This is a genomic window from Thermohalobaculum sp., from assembly GCF_058622915.1.
Genome location: NZ_JBZSYN010000145.1, coordinates 1 through 3,806 on the forward strand (window position 1 = coordinate 1; position 3,806 = coordinate 3,806).

The 3,806-nt window shown below is 69.7% G+C and carries 5 protein-coding genes; all 5 read right to left on the reverse strand.

The window, feature by feature from the left end:
- Positions 1 to 171, reverse strand: a 171-nt coding sequence (locus tag AC32QD_RS11365; protein WP_492010621.1) for a DUF3422 family protein, incomplete at its 3' end; no start/stop codon positions are given.
- Between the two features lie 157 nt (positions 172 to 328).
- Positions 329 to 865, reverse strand: coding sequence for an Hsp20/alpha crystallin family protein (locus AC32QD_RS11370; protein WP_492010617.1), 537 nt, complete (start codon positions 863 to 865; stop codon positions 329 to 331).
- Between the two features lie 91 nt (positions 866 to 956).
- Entirely contained in the window at positions 957 to 1,367 is a 411-nt protein-coding gene (locus tag AC32QD_RS11375) for an Hsp20/alpha crystallin family protein (RefSeq protein ID WP_492010618.1), read from the reverse strand.
- Positions 1,368 to 1,392: 25 nt separating this feature from the next.
- The gene (locus AC32QD_RS11380) at positions 1,393 to 1,848 is read right to left on the reverse strand and encodes an Hsp20/alpha crystallin family protein (RefSeq protein WP_492010619.1); all 456 of its coding nucleotides are present in this window, start codon (positions 1,846 to 1,848) and stop codon (positions 1,393 to 1,395) included.
- 350 nt (positions 1,849 to 2,198) lie between these two features.
- A partial coding sequence (locus tag AC32QD_RS11385) for an electron transfer flavoprotein-ubiquinone oxidoreductase (RefSeq protein ID WP_492010620.1) occupies positions 2,199 to 3,806 on the reverse strand: 1,608 nt, incomplete at its 5' end.

The window sequence follows — 3,806 nt, forward strand, 5'->3', positions numbered from 1 at the left end:
GATCAGATGCGCGCGGTCGGCCTCGGGGTCGCGATCGGCGGCGCCCTCGGCCGGCTGCACGGCGAGGAAGACGACCCGGCCCGGCGCCTGGAGCGCCGGCGCGGGCCGGGCGTGCAGCTCGTTGGTCAGCGACCGGCGCAGCGGGTGATCGTCAAGAACGCCCCTGATCATGCTGATTCCCCCTCATGCGGCCATGGCCGCCGCCGGCCCTTCTATCGTGCGCGGGGCGCGAAGGGAATCTGTACGGGGGTCGCGGCCGCCCCGGGGGGCGGAAGTGCGAAGGGCCGCGCGATGGCGGCCCTTCCCTTCGTTCGACCGCTAGGCCGGCTCAGCCCGCCTTCACGTCGATGCGGCGCGTCCGCGCCCTGGCGTCGGCCGACTGCGGCAGCTTCACGGTGAGAATGCCGTTCCTGAAGCTCGCCTCGGCCTTGGCGCTGTCGATGCCCGGGGGCAGCGGGATGGCGCGGTGGAAGGCGCCGTAGGAGCGCTCGGAGAGGTAGTAGCCCTTCTTCGAGTCCTCGCGTTCGACCTTCTTCTCGCCCTTCACCGTGAGCAGGTCGTCGGTCAGCGTGACCTCGACGTCCTTGTGCTCGAGGCCGGGCAGCTCGAGCGTTACCTCGACGCCGTCGGGCGTCTCGACCACGTCGGCGCGCGGGGTCGCGCCGTTCCACGGGAAGCCGCTGCCGCCGAACATGGCCAGGGGTGCCTGCGCAGCTTCGGTGGTGCCGCGCTCGAAGCGGCTCCAGAAGCTGTCGAAGACGTGGTTCATCTCGTCCTGGAGCTGCATGATCGGGTTGGTGGCGGAGTCCTTTGATTCGGGCGCCTTGCCGCCGCGCGCCCAGGGGATCAGATCCTTCACTTGCATCGTCGTTACTCCTCGCATGTCAGGCGGGGCCGCGGCGGGCGCGGCCTCTGCCTTCGTTGGTGGGTCTGCCGGATGCGCCGGGGGCGCGGCTTCACGCCCCCTTCACCTCGATGCGCTTCGGCTTGGCGGGCTCGGCCTTGGGCAGCTCGAGCATCAGCACGCCGTTCACCACCGCTGCCTTGATTTTCGCCTCGTCGATCTCCTCCGACAGCGAGAACACGCGCTCGTAGTCGCCCTCCTCGTACTCGGCATAGGCCAGGCGGTAACCCTCGGGCTGGCGCGGCCGGCTGCGGCCGCGGATGGTGAGCACGCGCTTTTCGAGCGTGATCTCGGCGTCGTCCGGGCCGACGCCGGGCATGTCGACGGCGATCACCACGCCGTTCTCGGTCTCGCACACATCGGTCCAGGGCCGGAACACCGAGCGGCCGCTGGTGGTCTCGCCCGCCATCTCGGCACTGCCGTTGCCCTGACGGGCCTGGTCCTTCCTGACGTCCTTGGTCATCGTCGCACTCCTCTCGCTGCTCCGCTCACGCCGACTTCACGGCGATGCGGCGGGGGCGGTCCTGCTCGGGGCGGCTCAGCTCGATCTCCAGCACGCCGTTCACGAAGCGGGCGTCGACGTTTTCCGAGTCGACGCGGAACGGCAGGCGGATCGTGCGGCTGAATTTGCCCACGGGGCGCTCGCGCAGGTGCCAGACCGCCTTGTCGCCGACTTCCGGAGCGGCGCGCTGGCCGGAGATGGTCAGCGTGTCCTCCTCGACCGAGATGTCGATGTCCTCGGCCTTGAAGCCGGGCAGCTCGGCGGTCAGTGCGACCGAGTGCTCGCCCTGCCACAGGTTGACCGCGGGAAAGCTCGCCTGCGCGTGGCCGCCGCTCTGGGGCGTCCAGGCGCGCTCCAGCTCGCTTTGCAGGCGGCGCATGGCGGCGAAGGGGTCGCGGAAGAAGGGATCGCGGCTGAGGGTGCCGGTGGGATAGAGCAGCATGGTGGCCTCCATCTGTGCGTTGCGACTTCGTCAAAAGCTCGCACGGGACGTGGCCTCCGGAAGCTGCCGCAAGGCACGGCCCGGGAACGCCGCGGGGCGCAGGGAGGAAGGGCGGATACGGCCGGGCCGCGGGATGCGCGACCGGGCGGGAGCTCGCGCTCCCCGGAAACGACTGGCGCCGGCCCCCTTTCGGCGGGCCGCCGCTGATCTGCTCCGCGAGCCGGATCAGCCATTTCATCTGCGGAACCCTCGGCGGCGTTCCACTAACAGAGATAGGAATCGCCCCGCCCCGAATTCAAGAGGCCGCGGCCCCCCGAAGGGGCCGCGGCGGGCTCACATGTTGGGCAGACTCACATGTTGGGATAGTTCGGCCCGTCGCCGCCCTGCGGCGTGACCCAGTTGATGTTCTGGCTGGGATCCTTGATGTCGCAGGTCTTGCAGTGCACGCAGTTCTGGAAGTTGATCTGGAAGCGCGGGTTCGAGCCGTCCTCTTCGCGCACCACCTCGTAGACCCCCGCAGGGCAGTAGCGCTGAGCCGGCTCGGCATATTTCGGCAGGTTCACGTCGATCGGGACCTTCGGGTCGACGAGCGTCAGGTGGCAGGGCTGGTTTTCCTCGTGGTTCGTGAACGAGTAGGCGACATTGGTCAGCCGGTCGAAGCTGAGCACCCCGTCGGGCTTGGGATAGGAGATCGCCGGGTAGTCGCGCGCCAGCCCGGTCGAGTCCGGGTCGGACTTGCCGTGGCGCAGGGTGCCGAGCGGGTTCACCTTCAGGACATTGGCGCACCACATGTCGAGCCCGCCCAGCGCCAGCGAGGCGAACATGCCCCAGTGCGACCACAGCGGCTTGACGTTCCTGACCGGCTTGAGGTCGTCGGCGATGGGTCCCGTGCGCACGGCCTGCTCGTAGGCGGCGAGCTCGTCCGTGGCGCGGCCGGCCTGGATCGCCTCCCAGGCGGCCTCGGCCGCGGCGATGCCCGAGAGCATGGCGTTGTGGTTGCCCTTGATGCGCGGCACGTTGACCATGCCGGCGGAGTCGCCCAGGAGCGCCGCGCCGGGCACCACCAGCTTGGGCAGCGACTGCCAGCCGCCCTCGGCGATGGCCCGGGCGCCATAGGCGATGCGCTTGCCGCCCTTGAGCGTCTCGGCGATGATCGGGTGGTGCTTGAAGCGCTGGAACTCCATGTAGGGGTAGACGTGCGGGTTGGCGTAGTTCAGGTGCACGACGAAGCCGACATAGACCAGGTTCTCGCCGAAGTGATAGACGAAGGAGCCGCCGCCGGCGTTGCGCCCCAGCGGCCAGCCCATGGTGTGCGTGACCAGGCCGGGGCGGTGGGCCTCGGGGCGCACCTCCCACAGCTCCTTCATGCCCAGGCCGTATTTCTGCACGTCCGAGCCGGCGTTGAGCCGGTACCGGTTGATGAGCTGCTTCGACAGCGACCCGCGCACGCCCTCGGCGAGGAAGACGTATTTGCCGTGCAGCTCCATGCCCGGCTCGTAGTTCGGGCCGGGGGTGCGGTCGGGGTTGAGGCCGAACTCGCCGGCGACGACGCCGCGGACTGTGCCGCCCTCGCCCTCGACCAGCTGGGAGCAGGCCATGCCGGGGAAGATCTCGACGCCCAGCGCCTCGGCCTGCTCCGCCAGCCAGCGGCAGACATTGCCCATGGAGACGATGTAGGTGCCGTGGTTGTTCATCAGCGGCGGCATGGCGAAGTTGGGCAGACGGATCTGGCCGTGCTCGCCGAGCACGAAGAAGCGGTCCTGGGTCACGGGGGTCTCGATCGGCGCCCCCTTCTCGCGCCAGTCGGGGATCAGCGCGTTCAGGCCCGACAGGTCGAGCACCGCGCCCGAGAGGATGTGCGCGCCGACCTCGGAGCCCTTTTCGAGCACGATCACGTTCATTTCCGGGTCGAGCTGCTTGAGCCGGATCGCGGCCGCGAGTCCCGCCGGCCCGGCGCC